Origin of the sequence: Shinella sp. M31 (assembly GCF_049199205.1) — a bacterium.
In the GTDB taxonomy this organism is placed as follows: domain Bacteria; phylum Pseudomonadota; class Alphaproteobacteria; order Rhizobiales; family Rhizobiaceae; genus Shinella.
Genome location: NZ_JBLZPH010000109.1, coordinates 29,725 through 46,325 on the forward strand (window position 1 = coordinate 29,725; position 16,601 = coordinate 46,325).

General features: G+C 60.7%; 18 protein-coding genes. 3 read left to right on the forward strand and 15 right to left on the reverse strand.

What is annotated here, in order from left to right; all coding sequences use genetic code 11:
• Window positions 1–77: 77 nt before the first annotated feature.
• The 5 genes from ACOZKU_RS18410 to ACOZKU_RS18430 all read right to left on the reverse strand — a co-directional run bounded on the left by ACOZKU_RS18410 (window position 78) and on the right by ACOZKU_RS18430 (window position 5,556).
• Window positions 78–2,381 (reverse strand): hypothetical protein, encoded by a 2,304-nt coding sequence (locus tag ACOZKU_RS18410; RefSeq protein WP_421580088.1) that lies wholly within the window; start codon window positions 2,379–2,381, stop codon window positions 78–80.
• A gap of 150 nt (window positions 2,382–2,531) precedes the next feature.
• Window positions 2,532–3,119, reverse strand: a complete 588-nt coding sequence (locus ACOZKU_RS18415; protein ID WP_421580089.1) for a hypothetical protein — start codon at window positions 3,117–3,119, stop codon at window positions 2,532–2,534.
• Window positions 3,116–4,741, reverse strand: a complete 1,626-nt coding sequence (locus ACOZKU_RS18420) for a tape measure protein (protein WP_421580090.1) — start codon at window positions 4,739–4,741, stop codon at window positions 3,116–3,118. Before ACOZKU_RS18420 ends, ACOZKU_RS18415 begins: the two co-directional genes overlap by 4 nt.
• A complete protein-coding gene (locus ACOZKU_RS18425; RefSeq protein WP_421580091.1) occupies window positions 4,731–5,195 on the reverse strand; it encodes an HK97-gp10 family putative phage morphogenesis protein in 465 nt (154 codons plus the stop codon). Before ACOZKU_RS18425 ends, ACOZKU_RS18420 begins: the two co-directional genes overlap by 11 nt.
• Window positions 5,179–5,556, reverse strand: coding sequence for a hypothetical protein (locus tag ACOZKU_RS18430; RefSeq protein WP_421580092.1), 378 nt, complete (start codon window positions 5,554–5,556; stop codon window positions 5,179–5,181). Before ACOZKU_RS18430 ends, ACOZKU_RS18425 begins: the two co-directional genes overlap by 17 nt.
• Window positions 5,557–5,717: 161 nt before the next feature.
• Here ACOZKU_RS18430 and ACOZKU_RS18435 point away from each other — a divergent pair, with 161 nt between their 5' ends.
• Entirely contained in the window at window positions 5,718–5,984 is a 267-nt protein-coding gene (locus tag ACOZKU_RS18435; protein WP_421580093.1) for a hypothetical protein, read from the forward strand.
• Here the strand turns inward: ACOZKU_RS18435 and ACOZKU_RS18440 are convergent.
• The 7 genes from ACOZKU_RS18440 to ACOZKU_RS18470 form a co-directional block, all read right to left on the reverse strand.
• The gene (locus ACOZKU_RS18440) at window positions 5,976–6,281 is read right to left on the reverse strand and encodes a hypothetical protein (RefSeq protein WP_421580094.1); all 306 of its coding nucleotides are present in this window, start codon (window positions 6,279–6,281) and stop codon (window positions 5,976–5,978) included. The two genes, ACOZKU_RS18435 and ACOZKU_RS18440, sit on opposite strands and share 9 nt — an antisense overlap.
• A gap of 234 nt (window positions 6,282–6,515) precedes the next feature.
• The gene (locus ACOZKU_RS18445) at window positions 6,516–6,902 is read right to left on the reverse strand and encodes a P27 family phage terminase small subunit (protein WP_421580095.1); all 387 of its coding nucleotides are present in this window, start codon (window positions 6,900–6,902) and stop codon (window positions 6,516–6,518) included.
• Between the two features lie 92 nt (window positions 6,903–6,994).
• Window positions 6,995–7,651 carry an HK97 family phage prohead protease gene (locus ACOZKU_RS18450; protein WP_421580096.1) on the reverse strand — a complete coding sequence of 219 codons (657 nt, stop codon included), beginning with the start codon at window positions 7,649–7,651 and terminating at the stop codon, window positions 6,995–6,997.
• Window positions 7,648–8,232 (reverse strand): hypothetical protein, encoded by a 585-nt coding sequence (locus ACOZKU_RS18455; protein WP_421580097.1) that lies wholly within the window; start codon window positions 8,230–8,232, stop codon window positions 7,648–7,650. The genes ACOZKU_RS18450 and ACOZKU_RS18455 overlap by 4 nt, the downstream gene beginning before the upstream one ends.
• Window positions 8,229–8,723 carry a hypothetical protein gene (locus tag ACOZKU_RS18460; protein WP_421580098.1) on the reverse strand — a complete coding sequence of 165 codons (495 nt, stop codon included), beginning with the start codon at window positions 8,721–8,723 and terminating at the stop codon, window positions 8,229–8,231. Before ACOZKU_RS18460 ends, ACOZKU_RS18455 begins: the two co-directional genes overlap by 4 nt.
• 306 nt (window positions 8,724–9,029) lie before the next feature.
• Window positions 9,030–9,824 carry a hypothetical protein gene (locus ACOZKU_RS18465; RefSeq protein WP_421580099.1) on the reverse strand — a complete coding sequence of 265 codons (795 nt, stop codon included), beginning with the start codon at window positions 9,822–9,824 and terminating at the stop codon, window positions 9,030–9,032.
• 427 nt (window positions 9,825–10,251) lie between these two features.
• Window positions 10,252–11,247, reverse strand: a complete 996-nt coding sequence (locus ACOZKU_RS18470) for a DUF4062 domain-containing protein (RefSeq protein ID WP_421580100.1) — start codon at window positions 11,245–11,247, stop codon at window positions 10,252–10,254.
• Between the two features lie 65 nt (window positions 11,248–11,312).
• Between ACOZKU_RS18470 and ACOZKU_RS18475 the strand changes: the two genes are divergently transcribed.
• A complete protein-coding gene (locus tag ACOZKU_RS18475) occupies window positions 11,313–11,555 on the forward strand; it encodes a hypothetical protein (protein WP_421580101.1) in 243 nt (80 codons plus the stop codon).
• Window positions 11,556–11,576: 21 nt separating this feature from the next.
• Here the strand turns inward: ACOZKU_RS18475 and ACOZKU_RS18480 are convergent, their stop codons facing one another.
• From ACOZKU_RS18480 to ACOZKU_RS18490, 3 genes are all read right to left on the reverse strand, one after another.
• Window positions 11,577–12,818 carry a hypothetical protein gene (locus ACOZKU_RS18480; RefSeq protein WP_421580102.1) on the reverse strand — a complete coding sequence of 414 codons (1,242 nt, stop codon included), beginning with the start codon at window positions 12,816–12,818 and terminating at the stop codon, window positions 11,577–11,579.
• Window positions 12,808–13,053, reverse strand: a complete 246-nt coding sequence (locus tag ACOZKU_RS18485; RefSeq protein ID WP_421580103.1) for a hypothetical protein — start codon at window positions 13,051–13,053, stop codon at window positions 12,808–12,810. Before ACOZKU_RS18485 ends, ACOZKU_RS18480 begins: the two co-directional genes overlap by 11 nt.
• 427 nt (window positions 13,054–13,480) lie before the next feature.
• Window positions 13,481–14,908: a helix-turn-helix domain-containing protein gene (locus ACOZKU_RS18490; RefSeq protein ID WP_421580104.1), complete on the reverse strand. Its 1,428-nt coding sequence runs from the start codon at window positions 14,906–14,908 to the stop codon at window positions 13,481–13,483.
• A gap of 146 nt (window positions 14,909–15,054) precedes the next feature.
• Here ACOZKU_RS18490 and ACOZKU_RS18495 point away from each other — a divergent pair, with 146 nt between their 5' ends.
• Entirely contained in the window at window positions 15,055–16,587 is a 1,533-nt protein-coding gene (locus ACOZKU_RS18495) for an acyl-CoA carboxylase subunit beta (protein WP_421580105.1), read from the forward strand.
• Window positions 16,588–16,601: the final 14 nt, after the last annotated feature.

Here is a 16,601-nt window from a genome sequence, read left to right on the forward strand (position 1 = left end):
AGACAGGAAGCCGCCGAACTCGGTCGCGTAAGCGCTGGCATCAGTGGGAGAATTAAAACGAGGCATGGCTTGATCCTTCAGATATGGGTCAGGGCGTAAGCGCCCGTCATTGCGAGTTGGCGCATGTCTTCCTCTCGGGCGTATCCGTAGGGATGGATGCCGTCTTCAATCGTGCGCGTGATGACGCCGGTCGTTGCGTTGGGCGAAGTCGATGCAAGCGTGAGGTCAAAGCTGCCGTCGTTGGGGACGAAGGCCTGAGCGAAGCAGATATGGAATCGGCTGTCGGCGATTTGCGCCTGCAGATCGAGCAGCGCGCGGTAGGCCTGTATTTCGACCGGCCAATCGAGGTCTTCATCCGGCGTTCGCGCCGTCCCAGGCAGCATGAAGATGATCGGCTTCGTGGCGCTGTAGGCCCGCCAGCGTCGGATAAGCAGCGCCAGTTCCGCCTTGATAAGGGCGTAGGCGCTGCTCGTATTCAGTCGGCGAACGTCATTGCGGCAAAGAACCAGGCTCAACATGTCAGGCGCAGCAAGGCCGAAACGGCTGAAGTAAGCGGCAAAGTTGATGAAGTAGCCATTGCGGAGGTCGGCGTCATCAACAACGCCGTCGTCGATGACGATCAGCGGATTGAACGTCCGCTTGGTCGATGTGTCAGCCGCCAGATATGCCGCCTCCCCGCCGATCGAAACCGGCGAAAGCGACGTCGTCAGATAGTTAGTATAGTCGGCCAGCTCGATGCCCGGCCGGCACTCGCCTGAATATGTGGGATCCAGCACAAAGTGGTTTGTCACTCCCGATGGCGTGTTGTTTTCCGTCGGCGTTGTGCCGATCCACGTCGGCGTGACACCCCAGTCCAGATAAGCCTGGTGCTGGTAGTAGAGGCCCTGATATGTACCAATGGAATCGGTCAGCGACAGGATTTTCGGCGCCAGCCCCGTGAGCGAGGCGAGCGTGGCAATCCGCGTCGTCAACCTCAGCTCGGACGCATTCTTCGCGTCCCAACTTTTCGGGCGAACGATCAGTGTTGCACCGCCGGCCATGTCGGAGGGCTTAATTTGCGTCGAGGAAACGAATGAGCGCGCCTTGTAGGCAGCCCCTGTCCGCGGGAAGATCGACGCCTGCACGAGTGCGGCATCCATTCGGTTCGTCAGAATGTTGTCGACGACCAGCGTGCTTTCTTCGCCCTCGACCGCATAGAGGTATTTGCCAAGGTATAGCTCCAGACTTTGCGGCTGCGGGATTTCGGTCGGCTCCTGCGACGCGCTTCCCGCCGGCATGTTGGGCCGCCAGAGAACATGCCCCCAGAGGTCTTGAATTTCGAACGAGCGCAGCGGCCACGCATCGATGCGAATGCCATTGATCATGCTGCTTTTTGCCCCGAGCCGGGCGAAGGTGTAGCCGGGAGACGCGCCGAATTCGATGTCGCCGCCGATCGCCTGCGGATCGATCTGCATGCCTCCGATGTAGAACATGCCGTCAAGGCCGATGCGCATTAGCGTATTGCCGTAGCTATCTTCCCATCGGTAGGCATCAACACCATCATCGGTGACAAGCTGCAGCTGGCGCTGCCGCCAGAAGCGCACGACGCCGCCAGCTTCGCCGCGCAAGAGAACGCGGTCGCCGGGAAACATTTGCACGTCTTTTCCGTCGTTATCCCCTTTCAGGAGCGCGCCGACCTTGAAGAGCGGTGAGCCGTCGACGCGAAGCGACCTTTCTCGGTCGACGCCGAGCGTGACAGCCGACACCGTTACGTCGCCGGTCAAAGGCACGTATTCGCCAGTCACGTTGTCGATGTCGATCGTCGCGGCCGTTGCGATACTATTGGCATTCTTGCGCAACCCGTCCAGCGCAGATGGCACCGCGGTGTTCTGCTCATTAACGAGCGCGAAGGTAATGGCGTCGGTGCCAATCACAGGAGCCGTGGCGTTTTTGCAGGTGTATGTCTTTCCCTTGGAGGAGGACCCGGCCGCCACATAGAACGTCGCGCCAAGTAGTTCCGCGCCGGTATCGGCATCCGTCGTGCGAGCCGGCGCGCCGGCAGCTGGCACGAGATAAATGCCGTTCTCCTTTGGGTCGGTGCGGCCATCCATGAAGAAACGCTCGCCGGTCGCTGCCACGCGCCCATCATGGGTCGTTCCATTGACGAACGCCGTTGCAAGGGCGCCGGTTGAGGTTGATCGAAAGGTGACGTTATCAAGCGTTTTGCGGCCGGTCGCAGCAATTGCTTTTGCTTCGTCAACACCAGCCTGAAGTGCATCAACTCGCGCCTGAATCGTACCGCCGACGACACTGCGGATTTCTGCCTTGTTTGGCTGCGTCGGCGCAGTTGTCGGCCCGTCGGCCCACACCGCGTTGAACACAGATTGGATTTCGTTTGCCATAGCGGCTCCCATGCGAAAGCGCTCCAGCGAGAAGCCAGAGGCGAGAATTTGATTGATTTTTGATGGTGGGTTAGGCGGTCGGGGTGATCTTCTCGCCGACGACGTCGGGCCACTCGACCACGGTTTCCGTTCGCACGCCGTCCTTATCGATCACGGTGAAATCCAACCTCCGCCGATCGCGAACCAGTCGGAGACGCTACCATCTGCATTGCGGCCCCGTTGGGATCGGAACGCCTCCATCACGGCCACGCCGGCTCGGCGCGTCCAAGACTCAGGCGTGTCACCCGCCTGCGGGAGGCCCACACGCTCCATGAGATCTATGGGGTCGCAATCCATGGGGCCGCCGTACGCGAACGCGTCCAACTCCTCGATCCGCCAGTCGCGGGTGTTAAACCGCACATGAAACCCGCCGAGCTCGGTCCAACCTGCGACCAGCACTTCGACCAGTCGCTCGGCATGTGAGACCCGCACCGTGGTGTTGTCGCGGAGCGCGGCGAGAACATCGGGGAGCTTCGCCTGGACGGCGAGCGGGCCAATCTTGTCGATCAGGCTGATTAGGTGAGTGTCCCAGTGATCTCCGAGCCGGACATCGCCGCGCGTGGCGACGACAACGGGGTGCTTCTCGGACGCCGCGACTTTGCAGTGAACTGCTCTGACGACGCCGTTGTCATCATAGGCGGCTCTGTCGGTCAGGACATACGCCGCATCAGGTGTCACGAATGATAGAACCGCACTCATAAGAAGGATATCTCCATCTGGAAATGGCGGCCAACGGCGGCATCTGCGAACGCCTTGCCGATGGAATCGCCTTTAATTGCTGCGTCGGCCACGCTCTTGAAGGCACCGGACAACGTGTCGCTAATCTCTTGGGCGTTCTCGCGAACCTTGCCCTGCTGCTCCGCAAGGCGCTCGGCCGCAGACGTCGCGCGGGCATAGCTTTCCGCCGCAGCGTCGATTTCAGTTCGGAGTTCAGGCGTGTCTTCCTTGCCGGCCCTCATTGCCGCTGAAAGCAGGTCGTGCGCGACGGCTGCCTTATCAACTGCATAGCCGTAATCGTTCACAAGCGGGTTGAGGGCTGCCTGCGCGGCATAGGCGGCATTCAGTGCGGCCGTGCGTTCCCGTACCTGCTCGACCTCGCGGGCGTAGTCGTCGACCTTCTCAGCGCTTGCCCCCGGCTTTTTCTTTTCTTCCGCCGGCACCGCATAGTCGTTAATTGACACCTTGTTGGCGACTGTCGGGGTAGCCGGCAGGCGGCTCGTCTTGGGGCTGCGTCCCGTTCCCTCGAACGCCCCGTCGATGCGGCGCTGGATGTTATCCTCTGCAAGAGAAGAGCCAACCTCTCGGCCATTGAGGATGTCTTGGTTGAGCTTGCCGAACTTGTCGATAATGCCCGGTATGCCACCAAGGATGCGCTTGAATTCGGCAGCCTTGTCGACGCCCTCGGCAAGCCAGCCCACGAATGAGCCTAGCTCCGAATCTGACGCATTCACCACGACGTTGCCAAACTGCTCAATGGTTTTTGCTAGGTCGTCGAGCGTCTTTCCGAAACCCTTGCTGGCGCCAGTGGCTGCGTCGATCTTGCCTGCTGTGTCGACCAGGACGTTTTGCAATTGGACGAACCGCTGCGACGTTGTGAGTGCGCCGCCTGCGACTTTTTCTTCAAGCGTAGATGCGCCAGCTTCGAACGCGCGGAAAAAGGCCTCGCTGCTGATCTTGCCATCGATCATCAGCTTGCGCAGCTCGGCAACCGAACCGTTGGCTTCTTTCAGGCCTGCGGCCACCGTCTGGGCGATTGTCGGTGCGCCCTCGAGGATACTGTTGAACTCTTCCGCCCTCACCACACCGCCACCAAGCGCCTGCGATAACTGCAGGAGCGCGCCGCTGGCCTGTTCAGCGGACGTGCCGCCCACACGGAGCGCCAGCGCGATCTTGTCGGTAAAGCCGACGAGCTCCTGCTGCGAGACGCCAAGTTCCTTCTGGGTCAACGCCAGGCGGGAATACAGGGTGGTCAGGCTCTCGATAGGCGCGGCGTTGCGCTGCGCGGACGCATAAAGCGCATCATAAACCTGCTTTAGGTTTTGACCTGCGAGGCCGGCCACTTTCAGACTATTCTGGATACGGGTGGCTGCGTCGGTTAGGTCGCGGGCCGCCTTCAGGGACAGACCTGCCGCGAAGGCACCGGCAAGCCTCGTCGCCATGGTTCCGGCGGCACCCTCGACGCGCTTGGCCATCGACTGGGCAGACGTTTCGATGCGTCGGAAATTCCGGTCCGCATTGCGCGTCGCGTTGGCTATATTTTTTTCGAAGTCCGCAACGCGCGCCTCAAGGAGGATCGACAAGCGTTCGTAATCAGTTGCCACGTTTTGTTCCTTTGATAGCTTTCGTCATCGCGCGCTTGATCTTCCGAGCGGCCTTCTTTTTGGTGATCCGATAGCCAGGGAAGAAAAACGGCTGGGCTGGTGCGCCGGGGTGCTGGGCGCCTTCAAACTTCCCGCCCGCGACGTGCGGAGCGGCGCCGAACTCGACGAGATGCGCGTATCGGACTTTCGAATTGCCGGCGGTGATCATCGCGGCATTCTCAGGCACGACGGTAGCGCCACCGGGCTGTGAATGCGGCGGAGTGGCCTGGCCGCCGGGCGTGACCTCGATGCTGTCCTTCAGGTCGCCGTCATCCTCCGGAGCCAACGCCTTCATGGTGTTGGCGATGTCATTGGCCGCGGCAACCAGGGCAGACTGGGTCTGCTGGCGCACCGCCTCCGGGATCGCCCGCAGACGTCGCTGAAGGCGCTGCCAGCCTTCAAGCGTCCGGACCATCAGGCTCGTCCGTGAAATCGGTCGCTTCGTCTGGGAGGCCATAGAGGGTGGCCAGAAGCAGACCGATGGCCAGCGGCACGTAGGTCGCCGCGCCTTTCTCCACTATTGCACGATGCGCCGCTGACTCTGGATCACGGCGGGTGCGCAGCATCGTTGCCTCGAGGGAGGCGTCGGCCTTCGGTGGCGCAATGGCGTAGTCGATGATTGCTGCGATCTCATCAGCGGTCCAGTTGCCGGCACGGATCCGTGCCATGAGGGCATTTGCGGAGCCGTGGAGAGCCTCAAAGAGGTGCAAGGTGTCACGGGGAATGGCGCATGCGTGGTCGATCCCGCAAATGCGGGCGGCTATGGTGGTTTTCATTGGGGTTCCTGGAACTGGTGCGCTCATCACGCGTTGCGTAAACGCAACTGTAGAGACGAAGTGAACGAAACCGTGGAGACTGCCACGTCTTCGGTGAAGTGACGTCGACGTGGCCAAACGAATCTGCTGATTAGCGATCTCTCGTGCGGCGGAGGTTTAACTTGCTCAATATTATCGCAGTTTCGCTTGCCTTGGCCACAGCCCAGCCGACCGTCGACGACCTGCAGGCGGACTTCGCTACTGCGAAGCCATGCGCCGGCCTGGTAGATGGCCGGGAGGTTTGGGAGGGGCAGCGAGCGTTTTTCGTCGCGTCTTACACGAAGGAGGCGATGGAACTAGATCCAAGCCTTGTCGGTGCTGATGCGGTGTTGCGCGACGATAACGACAGCCAGACCATCGGCGAGTTTGAGGCGGCGTGCTCATCTTGAGCCGGCGCGTCGTTTCTGGCTTGGGGGGCCGAACTCGGTGAGCGCCCAGGGCTGCCAGTAAGGATCGCTGTAACCAGCCATGAATGCCACACCATGTTCACTCCAAAGGGAGCCGACATGGGCTAGGTCGGTCGGAAAGTCGTAGCTGGACGTCGCTACGCCAATTTCGCGCGCCTCCTGATCCCAATCGATGCCGGTCGCAAAAAGCTGTGACAGCGCCTCTACCACATCGGCCCGGCGGCGGTTAGCTTTTCGACGAACAGGCATCCGCAAGCCTCCGATATACGGCGACAGCATCTGGGGCATATTCCCAGCGAATACCGACATCGCGCGGATGCCAGCAACAGGGTGGGCAGAGCGGAAGCGTGAGCGCGCCTACTTCATCGAGAAGGTCGTGCAGCCGCCAATGCTCCAGCCACCAGCCTCCAGGCCGGTCGCTGGCGATGTAAGCATGGAAGGCGTCCGCCAGTTCGGCGGACACTGGAAAGTCGAGCCGGTTTGAGCGGCGGTCTGAGCGACGACGTACCGGCATTATCTGCGGCTCCCATAATCTGGTGTCCGCGGGGAGCGCGGCGCTTCTGGTGCATCGACACCATCGAGGGCAAGTTCGCGGATGCCGCGAAAAAAGTGAATTCGCGCGTCGCGTTCAATCCCGACGGCGGGATGTGCCTTTGGAACTCCATATCGATCTGGGACGGTAAGCCCATCCGCGTCGATGGCCTCTCGGGCCTGCTCTCCCCGGTCCCATGCTTCCGCCGTCCTGACAAGGACCCGGAAATGATGCGATTCTAGGTCAAAATCGCCTAGAATCTGGCGAATCCATCGCCGTGTCTCGGGCCTTAGATGGGCCGGAACCTTAAAGGACATCGTCATTATCCCTGAATTACTAGGGTTTTCGTGGCGGTTGGGCGCAACCATTTCAACCGGGGCAAGGCAAATGCACGAGATGGGGTGGCGGCGGTACGCGGACGGTGCGGCGCTCTAGGGATTTGACGCCCCCCCCGGTGGGTTCAGGTGGCCAGCCGCTCAATGATGCGGCGCGCGCGTGCCTCGACGTTCGCCACTACCTTCGCTCGCGCGAACGCGGGCTGCCTGGCTGCCGTCCACAGATCAGGCTCGTTCGTTAAGTCTACGATGCTGGCGAATGTCTCAGGGACCGCACCCTGCTTCACTAGCGACACCTCAGACAGAGAGGCGCGCGCGACGATATCGACCAGGTGGCCCGCGACTTCTCGCGTCTCATACTCGTCCAGCGTGATACCGACAGAGAGGCAGGCACGCGTGCCGTCTACAACGTTCCGGTGAATGGTCTCGCCATCGGCGCCAGCGAGGGGATGGCGGAAGGCGAGGCCTCGCGTAGTGTTCGAAAACTCCAGTCCTGATGCGGTCGAGCCCACCTGCTTTCCGGCGCTGTGATCGAGCAGGAGCCTCTTCACCTTGCCATCGTGAAGCGTTGCGACGAACGCATCGCCCTTGAAGTACACCAGCCGGCCCTCGTGTTCGAACGCTGTTTCGAACAGACAGGCGAACCCTTGGATGGCTGGCTGTGCTAGTTCACGGCCGTTGCTGTCCCTGAATGTGCGCCTAGCTTCGGGAAGCGGCCGACGGTCCTGGAAGCGCGGGGAGGCCCTGGGTAAGCCAGGGATGATGATTGGTGCTGGCCTCATCGATAGTCTAGCTCCGCCGGCATTTCTTTCCTCGGGATGACGCCAAGCTCGATCGCGTCACGGAAGAACCGCGCCATCGGCCCGTTCGGATCGCGAGAGCTGCCAATCAGCGGAAGCGAGCCAAAGCTGGAGATTGAGACGCCCTGCGCGTCGACGGCGTTAACGAGCTCATGAAGATCCAGATTTGCGGCGTGCACTTGGCGCATCGCGGCAACGACGGCTTTCTGCCGGTCACGGTATGCCGGCGCAATCCCGGCGCGATACGCCGCTTCGTCCTTGTTGCGCTCAACCTCGATTTGACGGTCGAGCAGTTCTATCGCCGAGCGCAGGTCCCTAATCTCCTGCGCCATTGCGGCCAGGCGTTCGCGCTTGTTGGGTGGTGTTGGTGCGGGCGGCTGCCCCAGCAGCTCCGCGATACGGCGCGACGCGGCGTCATCGACGGTCGTGGAGAATTCAGGCTCGTCGTTCTGGGCAAGCGCAAGTTGGGCTGTTGTGGTCTCGGAGAGCTTGCGGCCGAGGTCGTCGCGCTTGGCTGCCAATTCAGCGTGCCGAGCCGAAGGGGTATAGTTGGGAATCTTCATGTCAGTTTCTCGATGGCGGTTGCCAATTTGCGTAGCCCGTTGAGCGGTACGCGCGTGATGGGGGATGATGGCTGGGCGTCTTCGGCGCCGTAACGGACGACCGCTCGCTTTCCGGTCAGCGATAAGCATTCGAGTTCCACGCAGTCGGCGGAGATGCCAAGCCAACCGTCGTCAAGATCGAGATCTCCGAGGACGGGCGACGATGGCAGTGTGTCGACCAAGGCATGCAGCAGATGGCCAACGGTTGCGGGGGCGTCGGCTGCGCTGCGGAGCGTCAGGCAGCGAAGCCTGTGCACGTGATCTGGGGCGCCCGGAAAGGTGGGTGCCGTAAGGGCGAGAACGATATCGCCGATATGCCGGGCAGTGATGTCGCCTTGCCGACGACCTGGGATCAGGCCTGCTTCACGAAGCGATCGAAGAGTCTGTCGGACGTGCGAAAATCGATGATTGAGAAGTGCCCCGATGACGCCTGTGTACTTGGATTCGGCCATGGTTCCTCCGAAGGGTGCCCGCGCCGGATTTTTATCAACAGCGCGGGCTCGGCCGTGGGCAGGACGTCCCATGGCCGGATTGGAAATGCGGAAGCCGCATTTTAGGGGGTGAAAGAAAAGCCCCGCCGAAGCGGGGCGAAGATCGGGATGCCGCTGCCTGTTCATCCGAGGTCAGCAATAGACGGTGACCGACCGCGCGCGGCCAGCCACCCAGACGGGTGACGGCCCGCCTGAAACGACAAAGGGCCGCATCGCTGCGACCCTTGTTCTCTCCCTTACCCTGCGGCGCGGGTAATTGGGGTACCCTTATGCGGCCGCGCGGTCTTGGCGGCCCCAATATCGGTCAAGGATGCCGAAGCCATCAAAGATGCGCGCACGGGCTTCACCCTTTGCGCCTTTGCTTCCAGCACCAAGGCGGCGGCCTATCTCCTCGAGCGTTTCTCCGTCGATGGCTGACCATTCAAAGGCATCTAGGATTGCCGGCACATATGCCAACTTGGCACGAACCACTGCAAGCTCCCGCTTGGCGTCGATCGCCGCAAGGATAGGCCAGTCGCCGGTCCAGGCTTTGGGAACGGGGGCGGCCCGCTTTTTTGTATCGTCGTTTGCGACCACGATGCGTTGTGCCGGTACTGCCGGGTTCGCGCGTTTCCCGGTCACGACCTTTGCGCCTTTACACCGGCCGTCTTTGCCGTGGTTCTGCACCTCATAAAGGTCCACCGGTTCGCGTCCGACCAATTGGGTGGGTAGCTTAGCCAGGTCGTGAAGATCGCGGTAGCGCTGCGCCAAGGCTAGGCAGTGGTCGTTCTTCTCGGTGCGTAGGAGCTTCTGGAGCGGCCAGTCTTCATTGTCATTCGCAGCCTGGCCACTGTACCATTGAGAGGAATACCATGCCGCGCCGTTGCGGATCCACCGGCGCATCCACTCTTCCTGCTGCCCGGCCGGCGCAAGCGCCCACCAATGCGCTGGCGGCGGATCGCCCGACATGCGAACCGCGATGCCTCTGCTCGCAATCCGCGTACGCCGCGGACTCCATTCACCTTTATCCAGAATTGCGGGCAGCGTGTCGCGCCGGTCGAAAACCGGTGTATCTATCTCCAAGGCCGTCACCTCGTTTTAAGAAAAATGGAATGTGGGGGACACCGCTCTCGGCGGCGACATTCACACCCTAGTGCATTTTTACAATTTTGTCAAGATAGTACTTGCATTTATGTCACGATTGGTGTAAGGGCCGCGCCCCGTTTGATTTCGAGAAATCAAAACATCCGAAAAAGTTTCTGCGTGAGTGGCAGGCGGGTGCGCCTGGTCGGTCGATCGCCAAGGAAGTAGATGCCGGGGCCCCATGCCAATTGGCCTTGCCATGGCACCAAACTCCAATTTCGAATTTTGTGGACGGGAAAAATTGCTTAGGACGCCGGTACGAGGCTGGGCGCGCTGGAGGATGTTGGGTGCCCCTGGCTTGCGAGGAGTTTGGAATGGCAGTGCCACTGAGTTATCGCCGCGAAAAGCCCCCCCCCCAAATACTTGTTTAACTATCTTTTCGAACCACCTTACCGGTTAAAAAAATTCTCTTTCCTTTGTCAGTTAAATCAAGAAATTCTGCGGGCACCCCTTCGGTAGTTCTGCTCGTCCTGGCCGAGATTAGATCCGACATAAGAAATTGAACCTTAATTGTCGCTAGGTCCAATTGATTAATTGCGCTGGGGGTTGCTAGACCTTTTTCATTAGCCGCGAGTTTCAATGCCTCATTTATCACTCTCTCTGTTCTGGAAACGGTCATCAGTCCGGCTAGAGGAATAAATATTTGACGCCATGTAAATGTTTCCTTGGTGGTGCGGTATGTTGATCGCCCGCGAGCTGATACTCTGTACGTATATCGCACCTCCACTTCGTCATCTAAATCTGCGAGATTCTCAAGCTTCTCTAGTGGAGCGGCTTTTGCTCGCTCTAATTCGGAGCGCAATTTTGCATTCTCCTGATGCACAGAATTTACTTGCTCAAGAGTCTCTCTATCTGCGGCTGTGTCGCCACGAATCCAGCCGACTTGCGGATATGCAGTAAACGCGTGCAGAAGTGACTTTAACACTGCCAGTTGCAAGTCTTGCCGGTTGGTCCATTCCCGAACGAGTCTTCCCTTCATCACCTTCCCACGGAATGCGTTCAGGGCAGCGGCAAGTTCGGGCTTTACGTCACTATTCTGCACAGAGATTGCGCCCGGCTCGGCATGAACAAACGCGATCACGAACCTTCCGGTTTCCACTGCATAATCATATTCGCGCTCGGTGAAACTAATTCCTTCCGCGTCGAGGGAGCCATAACGACCTCCAATGATGAGAAGATAATAGTCGCACTCGTCGATCACCTTCTTGATGTATGCAAGCTGCTCCACGTCGGCAGCAGGAAAGAGCTCCATGCCGGCTGGAATGTGATTAAGGTCGAGAATGTTGCGGATAGTGTCCTGACGCTCGTCGATTAGGTCACGGAACGTCGAGGAGACAAAAACCTGATATTTCTTCGCGGCCATATCCAACCCAGCATTGTGTGTGCGAGGATGTAAGCGGGAATTGGATATTGCCGCAAGAGGCCGAAATGAACACCGAAACATTCACGGCAAAGATCCGCGAACTGCTTGCCTCAGCCAAAGGGGATACCCTGACGCTGAATGCCGGTGACATTCATCGCGACATTGGTGGCTATCCTGGCTACAATCATCGCATGCCCCAATGTTGCAAGGTGATGTACGCGGAGATGAGAGAGGGGGACCGCGTCGTCTCCGCTCCTCCAAAGGGCTTGGGTGCGTCGTTGACGATCGAATATCGGTTGCCGCGGTAGCGGTGGGGCGAGGATCGTACGCTACGCGGCCGCCCTTTCGCCTGTCATAATCCCAGCAGCCCGCGCTGACGCAATCCGCTCCTTCAGGCCGGGCACAGCATTCAAAGTAGCGGGCCTATAGCTGACCGCCCCCGCCTCGCTCACATCCATTTTTGCTTTCACGCCGATGAGTTCGTCGACGTCATCAACGGTGCGTCCTGCAAGCGCAATGACGTTTGCTTGCCCACCTCGTTGCACGGCAGCGTCTGTGTGCTCCACATAGAACGAATGGTCGACTCCTGACATCACGATGCTGCCCGTATCGACATCCAAGGACAGCGCTATGCGAGTGTTTGCGCCCTCGACTATTCGTCGCGCTGAAACAACCGTGACGTTGTGGCGACCGGAAGGCATAAATGCAGTGATTTCACCGAGCCATTCGACATCAGGCGCAGCGTGGCTATCTTGGCAGTCTGAGGGGTTAGCGGGCTTTACACTGGCCTTCGCCTTGGCAATGGCTGCCTCCTTCGGGTCGCTGTAGACCTCCGGAAGATCTTCATCGAACCGCTCGCCGGAAAGCCAATTCGCGGGCGAAGGCATCCACTTTTTGTCGACTGGGTGTTTCTCATAGTGCGCTGCCCATGCGCCAGCCGCCGCAATAATACGTTCTGCGGTAGGCAAGTCTGGGCCTAGATTACTCCAGGCTGACCGCGCTTTCGGTTTCTGATATTTTCGCGGGAATGCGTTCCAGAATCTCTCGAACGGGTCCCGCGACCCGGCCGCGGTGGCCGCTAGGCCATCCGCAGGCAGGGGGTCGGGGGTATCTACATTCCTACTTACCTGTAAGCCCGGCTTGTCAGCCGGTTTCGGTAAGTAGGTTTCGGTATCGCCAGCAATACCGCTAGCGCTCTTAGAGGTATCGTGGGCAATACCGCATGAGGTATCGCCAGCAATACCGCTAGTAGAGGTATCGCCAGCAATACCGCTAGCGAAAAAACCGAAATTGAGGGCGTATTCCGTAGGGCGAGTGCCAACCCCTTCGCGGATCACTGAGAAGGCTCCGCGGTCGATGAGGCGACGAACCGAAGCGATGATGTTGGGACGAGTGGCCTTGGTGCGATCGGCGAGATACCGAAGGCTGGCGCGCGCGTTTCCGAACTTCCTGAAATATCGCTCGATGATCACCGCGGCGACCTTGTGGTCGAGTCGAGTCGCCCATTCCGTATGGATGATAGCCAATAGCAGGTGATGCTGAGCGAGGAGGCCGTCGGTCTTATCGGTCATTTGCCGCCTCCAGCGCCTCAACGGCAAGGGCGGTCAACCGCTCCGCCATCGGCGTAGAGAAGGTAGCGGTCCGCCTCGTTCCCGCTTGCGGAGCATACAGGCGGTAGGCGCCGTCCGGCTGGCGGACAAGTCGGAGCGCATAAAGGCGGATGTGTTCGTTAAGTTCTACGTCGACGAACGCGACAGCATCGCGCGCCTTCGCGTCGCGGAGAGGGTGGCAATACAATACTCGCATATCAGTTCTCCTGTTAGAGCGCACGCGTGCGCGCCCGCCGACGGTGTCGGCAGGGTCTGGTGGTGGTGAGGTGGTGAGATTTAAAAGTCGAGCGAACTTAGAACCAACGGCCGGCTGAAGTGCCCTCCCCTAACTACGGGGTCGGCGGTTCGTATCTACGGCAATGAACGGCAACGAATGGGCGTGAACGAACATGGATTTCGTTGCCGTACGGCCGCACGAAACGCCTGATAATTAGGCATTCTGCGCCAAACGTTGTTGTTCGGGACGTGGGGGTCGAGTGTTCGAATCACTCCACTCCGACCAGCTTGAAACCCTCAGTCTTCAGGGCTTTGACACTTTCCCGAACTTTCATCACATGATGTCTTCTTGAACGACCCGACACCACCGGGATCGTCTTACGCTTGCTTGCCACCGGTTTACCCGCTCACTCGTCCCCCATTGGCCGGATCGAATAGGGGATCGTGCGGCGCATATTGTGCTCTATCACCAGATGGCCCTTGATGGGCGGCACGGCGCGGCTGGCGCATTGGGTGCGCTCGCAGATGCGGCAGGAGATGCCGATCGGGTCATAGGCGCCCGCATTCGTGAGATCCATGTCGTCGGCATAGACGAAGTTTTCGGCGTAGGAGATCTCGCAGCCCAGTGCCAGCGCATAGTGCTGCTGCGGCTGGCGAAAGCCGCGTCCGCCGCGCGAGACCTGCATGGAGAGACAGAGATAGCGCGCGCCGTCGGGCGTCTCGGCGAGCTGGCGGGCGATGCGGCCGGGGCTCTCGAAGGCCTGGTGGGCATTCCACAGCGGACAGGCCGCGCCGAAGCGGGCGAATTGCAGGCGGGTCGCGCTGTGGCGCTTGGTGATGTTGCCGGCCCGGTCGATGCGGGCGAAGAAGATCGGCACGCCCTTCTGGCCAGGCCGCTGCAACGTCGACAGCCGGTGACAGACCTGTTCGAGGCTCGCGCCGAAACGGGCGGAGAGCAGGTCGAGATCGTGCCGCACCTCGCGTGCCGCCTCCATGAACTTGCGATACGGCAGGAGCAGCGCCCCGGCAAAATAATTGTGCAGGCCGATGCGGCAGATTTCGTAGGCTTCGGCCGTGCGGAAACCCGCACCGCCCGCCACCCGGTCGACGATGGTTTGGGCATGGAGTTGCGCGATCTGCAGCGCGATCTGGAAATGGCGGGTCGGTGCGGGCAGGTAGGAATTCAGCGTGAGCAGCCGCGCCGTGGGATCATAGGCGCGTACGAGATCGTCGTTCTGCGCCGCGCGCGCGATCCGCACGCCATACTGCCGTTCGAGATAGAGGGAAAGTACCGGCCCCGGATCGGCGTCGCCGATGCCGATCTCCGCCGCCAGCCGCTCGGCCATTAGGTCCAGATCGCCGATATAGTTGTCGACGAAATGGAAGAAGTCGCGCACCTCCTCATAGGGCGTCGCCTCGACGGCGGCGGGGCTGCGGCCCAGCGTGTCGTTGATGCTGGCGAGCTGCTCGGACGTATGGCGATAGGCGCGGTGGGCGGCGATCAGCGCGTGGGCAAAGCCCGGCGCGTTCTGGGTGACGAGCTTCAGCTCCTGCAGGCTCGGCGAATAGCCGTCGAAAAGCGTGTCCGTCAGCGTCTCCGACAGCGCCGAAACCAGTCGGTCGCCTTCGCCGCCAGAGAGTTCGGCCAGATCGATACGGAATTTCTCGGCGAGTGCCACGAGCACGCCGGCCGAAACCGGGCGCTGGTTGTTCTCGATCTGGTTGAGATAGGAGACGGAAATGCCGAGGCGCTCGGCGAATTGCGCCTGCGTGGCGCGGTTGGCCTGGCGCAGGTCGCGCACCCGCCGGCCGATATAGAGCTTGCTTGCCGCCATGTTTGCAACTTTGCAAATTTGATTTGCAAAATGTGTAACGCTTGCATGTGCACCCGATCAAGTGTTCATTTCTGCCGCCATTGGGCCTAAAGCATGATCGACCGGGCATTTTCACGCCCCCTGTTGAACCGGATATGGACGAAGCGATGCACGCAATTCTCGACCAACTCGAAGCCCGCCGGGAGGCGGCCCGGATCGGCGGCGGCCAGCGCCGCATCGACGCCCAGCACGCCAAGGGCAAGCTGACGGCGCGCGAGCGCCTCGACGTGCTGCTCGACGAGGGCTCCTTCGAGGAATACGACATGTACGTCACCCACCGGGCGACGGAATTCGGCATGGCGGAACAGAAAGTCGCCGGCGACGGCGTCGTGACCGGCTGGGGCACGATCAACGGCCGGCAGGTCTATGTGTTCAGCCAGGACTTCACCGTGCTCGGCGGCTCGCTCTCCGAGACCCATGCCAGGAAGATCTGCAAGATCATGGACATGGCGGTGAGGAACGGTGCGCCGGTCATCGGCCTCAACGACTCGGGCGGCGCGCGCATCCAGGAGGGCGTGGATTCGCTCGCCGGTTATGCCGAGGTCTTCAAGCGCAATGCCGAGGCCTCCGGCGTCGTGCCGCAGATCTCCGTGATCATGGGCCCCTGCGCGGGCGGCGCGGTCTATTCGCCCGCCATGACCGACTTCATCTTCATGGTGCGCGATAGTTCCTACATGTTCGTCACCGGGCCCGACGTGGTGAAGACCGTGACCAACGAGATCGTCACGGCGGAAGAACTGGGCGGTGCGCGCACCCACACGCAAAAATCCTCCGTCGCCGACGGCGCCTATGAAAACGACATCGAGGCGCTGGAGCAGGTGCGCGCGCTGTTCGATTTCCTGCCGCTCAACAATCGCCAGAAGCCGCCGCTCCGGCCGTTCCACGACGACCCGGCGCGGCTGGAGGAACGGCTCGACACGCTGATACCCGACAGTTCCACCAAGCCCTACGACATGAAGGAACTGATCACGGCCATTGCCGACGAGGGCGATTTCTTCGAAATCCAGGAGGCCTTCGCGAAGAACATCGTCATCGGTTTCGTGCGCATCGAGGGCGAGACAGTGGGCGTCGTCGCCAACCAGCCGATGGTGCTGGCCGGGTGCCTCGACATCGACAGCTCGCGCAAGGCCGCCCGGTTCGTGCGGTTCTGCGATGCCTTCTCCATTCCGATCCTGACGCTGGTCGACGTGCCGGGCTTCCTGCCGGGCACGAGCCAAGAATATGGCGGCGTCATCAAGCACGGCGCAAAACTGCTCTTTGCCTATAGCCAGGCTACCGTGCCGATGGTGACATTGATCACCCGCAAGGCCTATGGCGGGGCCTATGACGTCATGGCCTCCAAACATATCGGCGCGGACGTGAACTATGCCTGGCCGACCGCCGAAATCGCCGTGATGGGCGCCAAGGGCGCGACGGAAATTCTCTATCGCTCGGAGTTGGGCGACCCGGAAAAGATCGCCGCGCGCACCAGGGAATATGAGGAGCGCTTCGCCAACCCCTTCGTCGCCGCCGAGCGCGGCTTCATCGACGAGGTGATCATGCCGCATTCCTCGCGCCGCCGCATCGCCCGCGCCTTCGCTTCGCTGCGCGGCAAGCAGGTGGAAACGCGCTGGAAGAAGCACGACACGATCCCGCTCTGAGCGACGCGACAAAG

Bases quoted from the DNA above. Each gene is read 5' to 3' on its own strand.
- ACOZKU_RS18445 (WP_421580095.1), bottom strand. From the start codon at position 6,902: ATGGTTGCGCCCAACCGCCACGAAAACCCTAGTAATTCAGGGATAATG.
- ACOZKU_RS18455 (WP_421580097.1), bottom strand. From the start codon at position 8,232: ATGAAGATTCCCAACTATACCCCTTCGGCTCGGCACGCTGAATTGGCA.
- ACOZKU_RS18495 (WP_421580105.1), top strand. From the start codon at position 15,055: ATGCACGCAATTCTCGACCAACTCGAAGCCCGCCGGGAGGCGGCCCGG.
- ACOZKU_RS18480 (WP_421580102.1), bottom strand. From the start codon at position 12,818: ATGACCGATAAGACCGACGGCCTCCTCGCTCAGCATCACCTGCTATTG.
- ACOZKU_RS18440 (WP_421580094.1), bottom strand. From the start codon at position 6,281: ATGCTGTCGCCGTATATCGGAGGCTTGCGGATGCCTGTTCGTCGAAAA.
- ACOZKU_RS18490 (WP_421580104.1), bottom strand. From the start codon at position 14,908: ATGGCGGCAAGCAAGCTCTATATCGGCCGGCGGGTGCGCGACCTGCGC.
- ACOZKU_RS18470 (WP_421580100.1), bottom strand. From the start codon at position 11,247: ATGGCCGCGAAGAAATATCAGGTTTTTGTCTCCTCGACGTTCCGTGAC.
- ACOZKU_RS18410 (WP_421580088.1), bottom strand. From the start codon at position 2,381: ATGGCAAACGAAATCCAATCTGTGTTCAACGCGGTGTGGGCCGACGGG.
- ACOZKU_RS18485 (WP_421580103.1), bottom strand. From the start codon at position 13,053: ATGCGAGTATTGTATTGCCACCCTCTCCGCGACGCGAAGGCGCGCGAT.
- ACOZKU_RS18475 (WP_421580101.1), top strand. From the start codon at position 11,313: ATGAACACCGAAACATTCACGGCAAAGATCCGCGAACTGCTTGCCTCA.
- ACOZKU_RS18460 (WP_421580098.1), bottom strand. From the start codon at position 8,723: ATGGCCGAATCCAAGTACACAGGCGTCATCGGGGCACTTCTCAATCAT.
- ACOZKU_RS18425 (WP_421580091.1), bottom strand. From the start codon at position 5,195: ATGGTCCGGACGCTTGAAGGCTGGCAGCGCCTTCAGCGACGTCTGCGG.
- ACOZKU_RS18450 (WP_421580096.1), bottom strand. From the start codon at position 7,651: ATGAGGCCAGCACCAATCATCATCCCTGGCTTACCCAGGGCCTCCCCG.
- ACOZKU_RS18415 (WP_421580089.1), bottom strand. From the start codon at position 3,119: ATGAGTGCGGTTCTATCATTCGTGACACCTGATGCGGCGTATGTCCTG.
- ACOZKU_RS18430 (WP_421580092.1), bottom strand. From the start codon at position 5,556: ATGAAAACCACCATAGCCGCCCGCATTTGCGGGATCGACCACGCATGC.